General features: G+C 36.6%; 6 protein-coding genes and 2 tRNA genes. All 8 read left to right on the top strand.

All coding sequences use genetic code 11. The features are described from left to right. The first annotated feature begins 19 nt into the window (after window positions 1-19). The 8 genes from A3I7_RS0103845 to recO all read left to right on the top strand — a co-directional run bounded on the left by A3I7_RS0103845 (window position 20) and on the right by recO (window position 6,487). A tRNA-Ile gene (locus tag A3I7_RS0103845) sits at window positions 20-93 on the top strand. Window positions 94-103: 10 nt separating this feature from the next. Then, window positions 104-191 (top strand) — tRNA-Ser (locus tag A3I7_RS0103840). 114 nt (window positions 192-305) lie between these two features. Further along, entirely contained in the window at window positions 306-1,133 is an 828-nt protein-coding gene (gene mreC, locus A3I7_RS0103835; RefSeq protein ID WP_018375462.1) for a rod shape-determining protein MreC, read from the top strand. Next, window positions 1,134-1,640 (top strand): rod shape-determining protein MreD, encoded by a 507-nt coding sequence (gene mreD, locus A3I7_RS0103830; protein WP_018375461.1) that lies wholly within the window; start codon window positions 1,134-1,136, stop codon window positions 1,638-1,640. 102 nt (window positions 1,641-1,742) lie between these two features. Beyond that, window positions 1,743-3,020 carry a peptidoglycan hydrolase PcsB gene (gene pcsB, locus A3I7_RS0103825; RefSeq protein ID WP_018375460.1) on the top strand — a complete coding sequence of 426 codons (1,278 nt, stop codon included), beginning with the start codon at window positions 1,743-1,745 and terminating at the stop codon, window positions 3,018-3,020. A gap of 114 nt (window positions 3,021-3,134) precedes the next feature. Beyond that, window positions 3,135-4,103, top strand: coding sequence for a ribose-phosphate diphosphokinase (locus A3I7_RS0103820; protein WP_018375459.1), 969 nt, complete (start codon window positions 3,135-3,137; stop codon window positions 4,101-4,103). A gap of 460 nt (window positions 4,104-4,563) precedes the next feature. Then, window positions 4,564-5,739 (top strand): pyridoxal phosphate-dependent aminotransferase, encoded by a 1,176-nt coding sequence (locus A3I7_RS0103815; RefSeq protein ID WP_018375458.1) that lies wholly within the window; start codon window positions 4,564-4,566, stop codon window positions 5,737-5,739. Next, entirely contained in the window at window positions 5,729-6,487 is a 759-nt protein-coding gene (recO, locus tag A3I7_RS0103810) for a DNA repair protein RecO (RefSeq protein ID WP_018375457.1), read from the top strand. Before A3I7_RS0103815 ends, recO begins: the two co-directional genes overlap by 11 nt. Window positions 6,488-6,557: the final 70 nt, after the last annotated feature.

The following is a 6,557-nucleotide window of genomic DNA, read 5'->3' as shown; positions in this document are numbered from 1 at the left end:
ATTTATCCCAAAAATTTTTGGGCGCATAGCTCAGCTGGTTAGAGCGCACGCCTGATAAGCGTGAGGTCGGTGGTTCGAGTCCACTTGTGCCCATAAATAGAGTGGAGAATTACTCAAGAGGCTGAAGAGGACGGTTTGCTAAATCGTTAGGTCGGGTAACTGGCGCAAGGGTTCGAATCCCTTATTCTCCGTCTATGTGAAAACGAGATTATCTTTTGATATCTCGTTTTATTTTTACTTTTTTCTTGATTTGGCTAGGTAGTATTTTAATTTTACTACTATTTTTTATAAAGTTTGGGTGGCACATGAAGCAAACGAGATTTTATCGTATTCTTTTTTTCTTAGTTATGATTTCTATTTTTGGAGTAATGCTTATTTTTTTCTTTTTCCGAAATCCTTCTTTCTTGGGGAATCTTTCTTCGCCTGTTAGTGGAATAATATCCAAAGTTGATAATATTCTTTCTACTCCTTTTCGCTTTGCTCTCTCTATAGGTGATGATGTAAAGGAGTTGTTGGATACTTATAAAGAGAATGAAGAGTTAAAATCAGAAATATCCGATTTAGAAAATCAACAAGAAGAGTTACAACGTGTAATGGATGAAAATGAAGCTTTAAAGGCTGAAATTTCTACTTCTGATTCTTTCACAAATCCTGTTAATTTGATCGCACAAGTGATTGTAAGAAGTCCTGTTTCATGGTACGATAGTTTAGTTGTTGGTGTTGGAAGTAGCTATGGTGTTAAGAGCGGAATGTTAGTTACTTCTAATGGAGGATTAATTGGGAAAATTTCCTCTGTTTCCTCTCAGTCTTCTAATGTAGAGTTACTATCTTCTAGCGAAAAAATTAATATTCCAGTTAAAATTTCTACGGGTAACTCTTTCATTTACGGGTTATTAACCTCTTTTGATAAATCCACTAGTCAATATGTTGTTTCTCAAGTAAATTCTTCTGAAAAGATTGAGGCAAATGCCCAAGTTTTAACAAGTGGGTTAGATGGAGAAAGTGTAAGTGATGTTATAGTAGGGAATGTTAGTAAGGTTGATGATGCATCAGATACACTTAATCGGAAAATTTATGTGACACCAAAAGTTAACTTTGATGCAGTTAGGTTTGTAACAATTGTAGGTGATTAAATGCGTTTGTTGAAAAATGAATTTTTCTTAGGTCTGTTACTTTTTTTTCTAATGCTGATTGATGGACAAGTGTCTTTTTTAGCCAGTATTTTGACGGAAAATAAAATTTTCATCACTTCCCATTTGTTTTTATTAGCAGCCTTATTTTATTCTAGTGGGAGAAAAAAGATAATTTCCGTTAGCATTATTCTTATTTTAGGAATTTTGTATGATTTTTATTATCTTAACCATTTTGGTATCATGTTATTGATATTATTTGCCTTTTTTATGTTAGCAAGAAAGATTTCCTATGTATTTTTAGAATCCTTTTTTCCAAGTTTATTCATTTTTATCATTTTATTGTTCTTAGTTGACTTGCTAACATATTTTTTAGCTGTTTTTTATAATATTACTAATTTTGACTTAATGAATTATGTTACTTTTTCAATTGCTCCATCGCTTGTTTTTAACTCATTTTTGTTTCTAATAGCGCGTAATGGGTTAAAAAAAATCTTTTTAGACAAGTAGTTTACGCTTTCAAAATGGAATTGTAATAATTGCGTAATGTTAACAGTTTAATTTTTTGGTAAAATAATAAATGTCTTATCGAAAAGGAGTCGTTTTATATATATGAAAAAAAGAATTTTATCAGCAGTTTTGGTAAGTGGTGTTACACTTGGAACTGTTGCTACACAAGTTAGTGCGGATGATTTTGATAGTCAAATCTCTGCTAAAGATGCTGTAATTTCAAATCTTACGGCTGATCAAGCTGCAGCCCAAGCTCAGGTTTCTTCTATTCAAACCCAAGTTTCTTCTCTTGAAGATCAGCAAGCTGAATTAGAAGCTGAAAATGCTAAATTGGAAGCTGAGTCACAAAAGCTTAATGAAGAAATTCAAGCATTATCAAGCAAAATTGTTGCACGTAATGATTCGCTTAAAAAACAGGCGCGTAGTGCTCAAAAATCAGGGACTGCTACCAGTTATATCAACACGCTTTTAAACTCTAAATCTGTGTCTGATGCGATTAACCGTGTTGTGGCTATCCGTGAAGTTGTTTCTGCAAATGAAAAAATGTTGGCTCAACAAAAGGCTGACAAGGCTTCTATTGAGGAAAAACAAGCAGAAAATCAAAAAGCAATTAATACAGTCGCTGAAAACTCAGCAATCTTAGCTGATAATAAAGCTGCTTTAACAACTAAGCAAGCAGAATTACAAGTTGCACAATTAGAATTGGCATCTCAATTGGCTACTGCGGAAGAAGAGAGAGCAAATCTTGTTTCTCAAAAAGCAGCAGCAGAAGAAGCTGCACGCCAAGCAGCAGCAGCGGAAGCAGCAGCTAAGGCTCAAGCAGAGGCGGAAGCTAAAGCTCAAGCAGAATCAGTTGCAGCAGCTCAAGCAGCAGTACAAGCACAAGAAACTGTTACTACTGAAACAACAACGGTTCAAACACCGAGTGTGCAAGCAGAATCATCTGCTCAAGCTAATACTTCCTCAACACAGTCAACCGCTTCGTCAACTACTAGCTCACCAACTGTGACTCAATCAACTACGACAGCGGCTACTACAGTTTCATATTCGACTTCAGGAAATACTTATCCTGTAGGTCAATGTACTTGGGGTGTCAAGTCATTAGCTAGCTGGGTTGGTAACAACTGGGGAAATGCTAATCAATGGGGTGCTAGTGCTGTAGCTGCTGGTCATTCAACAGGCTCAACTCCCGCTGTTGGTGCAGTTATTGTTTGGCCATATGATGGTGGTGGTTATGGTCACGTTGCTTATGTAACATCAGTATCTGGTTCAAATATTACTGTCATGGAATCAAATTATGCTGGTAATATGTCTATCGGAAATTATCGTGGTACTTTTAATGTTAATTCATCAGGATCACATTACTTTATTTACCAATAATATCAAACGACGAGGCTAAAACCTCGTCGTTTTGAGTTTAAATCATTTTATTTTCATTGAAAAAATGCTCAAAAAACGTTAAAATGGTATAGGATTAAAACTTTGGAGGAAATCATGTCTTATTCTGATTTAAAATTGTTTGCCCTCTCTTCAAACAAAGAATTGGCACAAAGAGTTGCTGATACAATGGGCATCCAACTTGGTAAATCAACTGTTCGTCAGTTTTCTGATGGTGAGATTCAAGTTAACATTGAGGAGTCTATTCGAGGACATCATGTTTTCATTTTGCAATCAACGAGTTCACCGGTTAATGATAACCTGATGGAAATTTTAATTATGGTGGATGCCCTCAAGCGTGCCAGTGCTGAAAAAATTAGTGTTGTTATGCCTTACTACGGCTACGCTCGTCAAGACCGTAAGGCGCGTTCACGTGAACCGATCACATCTAAATTGGTTGCAAATATGCTTGAAGTTGCAGGTGTTGATCGTCTATTGACAGTAGATCTTCATGCGGCACAAATTCAAGGTTTCTTTGATATTCCTGTTGATCATTTGATGGGGGCACCATTGATTGCGGATTATTTTGATCGTCACGGGTTAGTTGGAGATGATGTCGTTGTTGTTAGTCCTGACCATGGTGGTGTTACACGTGCACGTAAGTTAGCACAATTCCTCCAAACACCAATTGCTATTATTGATAAGCGACGTAGTGTGACAAAAATGAACACTTCCGAGGTGATGAATATTATTGGTAATGTAAAAGGGAAAAAGTGTATTCTGATTGATGACATGATTGATACGGCTGGAACAATTTGTCATGCAGCAGATGCTTTGGCAGAAGCGGGTGCGACAGCTGTTTATGCTTCCTGTACACACCCAGTTCTTTCAGGGCCTGCACTAGACAATATTCAAAAGTCAGCTATTGAAAAATTAATCGTTTTGGATACTATTTATCTTCCTGAAGAGCGTTTGATTGATAAGATTGAACAGATTTCAATCGCTGATTTGATTGCGGAAGCTATTATCCGTATTCATGAGAAGCGTCCATTGTCACCGTTGTTTGAAATTGGAAAAATTGGTTAATATTGAAAAGGAGCGACTCTGGGGTTGCTCTTTTTTGTGATGAGGTTTATAGTCTATTTATAAGTGCTCTGTAAAATTCCCATCATATTATCTGTTTTGTAAAGGTAAAAAATTAATAAATCAATCCAAAACGAAGTCTTATCTTAACTTATCTGTTTGGTGGGTATGATTTATACTGATTAAAAATCAGAAATAGCTACCTGGAAGTGATTGGATATATTCAAAAATGAACAATTACACGATTGATGGAATCTTTTGTCACGGTAAAAGGGTATGATTCGTGATGATAGTTATAAGTTTGTTATTTTTGATTTTGGTTGAGTATTGGGAAGTTAGGGATAAGAACTTATCCACAAGTGCATAAGTTTTTGCGGATTTCCTCTGTGGATAAATCACAAAAGGACTGGTAATTGTCAGAATTTTGTGTATAATAGAGTTACTTAATCTTTGAGGTGATAATATGAATTTAGTCAATCGTTTTAATAAAAATTTAGATCAAATCGAAGTTTCTTTGATCCGCCAATTTGATCAATCAATTTCTGATGTTCCAGGAATTATGAAATTAACTTTAGGAGAACCTGATTTTACGACTCCTGATCATGTTAAGGAAGCGGCAAAAGCAGCCATTGATGCTAATCAGTCACATTATACTGGGATGGCTGGCCTACTTGAATTGCGGAAGGCTGCGGCAGCTTTTGTTCGTGATAAGTACAATCTTAGTTACGATCCCGATAATCAAATTTTAGTGACAATCGGTGCAACTGAAGCTTTATCAGCAACTTTAACTGCTATTTTGGAACCTGGAGATACTGTTTTACTTCCTGCTCCAGCTTACCCGGGTTACGAACCTATTGCCAATCTTGTTGGTGCATCAATTGTGGAAATTGATACAACAGCCAATGATTTTGTCTTGACCCCTGATATGTTGGAAAAAGCTATTATTGAGCAAGGAGATAAGGTAAAGGCTGTTCTCTTAAATTATCCAACCAATCCAACTGGTGTGACCTATTCACGGGAACAAATTAAGGGTTTGGCAGAGGTGCTCAAGAAATATGAAGTCTTTGTGGTATCTGACGAGGTTTACTCTGAGTTGACCTACAGCCCTGCCCCGCATGTCTCCATTGCTGAATATCTACCAGAACAGACTATTCTTATCAATGGACTATCCAAATCACATGCTATGACCGGCTGGCGAATCGGTTTAATCTTTGCTCCAGCTAACTTTACAGCGCAGCTGATTAAGAGTCATCAGTATTTGGTAACAGCTGCAGCAACTATGGCTCAGTTTGCTGCAATTGAAGCATTATCAACTGGTAAAGATGATGCTTTACCAATGAGAGCAGAATATATTAAACGTCGTGATTATATTATTGATAAGATGTCTGCACTTGGTTTTAAGATTATCAAACCAGATGGTGCTTTCTATATTTTTGCTAAAATTCCAGCAGGATATGAGCAGGATTCGTTCAAATTCTGTCAGGATTTTGCTCGTGAAAAGGCTGTCGCTTTCATTCCAGGCGTAGCTTTTGGGAAATATGGGGAAGGCTACGTGCGTCTGTCTTATGCGGCCAGCATGGAAACTATCAGCACGGCTATGGACCGCCTAAAAGCATTTATGGAAGATCATGCAAATTAGAGAAACAAGTGGACTGATTCTCTATAATCGAAATTATCGTGAAGATGATAAATTGGTAAAGATTTTTACAGAAACAGCTGGAAAGCGAATGTTTTTCGTGAAACATGCAGGAAAGTCAAAACTGTCTTCGGTCATTCAACCATTGACAGTTGCCGATTTTATTCTGAAAATTAATGATGATGGACTGTCCTATATTGAAGATTATAGGGATGTGGAGGTTTATAAGAAGATTAATGCAGATTTATTTACTCTATCTTATGCTTCCTATGTCGTCGCCTTGGCAGATGCGGCACTTGTAGATGCTGTGTCGGATCCTCAACTCTTTGTTTTTTTGAGAAAAACTTTGGAATTAATGGATCAGGGGCTTGATTATGAAATCCTGACCAATATCTTTGAAATTCAACTATTGGAACGATTTGGTGTCAATCTGAATTTTCATGACTGTGTCTTTTGTCACCGTGTGGGCTTGCCCTTTGACTTTTCTCATAAGTACTCGGGCTTGCTTTGCCCGCAACATTATGAAAAAGATCAACATCGTAGTCACTTAGATCCCAATGTTCCGTATCTTTTGGATCGTTTTCAGAATATTTCTTTTGAAGAATTACAAAGCATTTCCATAAAACCTGAAATGAAAAAGAAACTACGCCAGTTTATTGATGATTTGTATGAGAACTACGTTGGTTTGCATCTTAAAAGTAAAAAATTTATTAACGATCTGGGAAAATGGGGAGACATTATGAAGAAGTGAGAAAGCCTTTACTATTGTGAAGGTTTTTTCGTTTAATCCGACACTTTTTACCAAACTTGTCGTTCAAACT

The sequence above is a fragment of the Streptococcus orisratti DSM 15617 genome (genome assembly GCF_000380105.1).
Lineage (GTDB): Bacteria > Bacillota > Bacilli > Lactobacillales > Streptococcaceae > Streptococcus > Streptococcus orisratti.
This window is presented reverse-complemented; position numbering and strand designations above follow the sequence as displayed.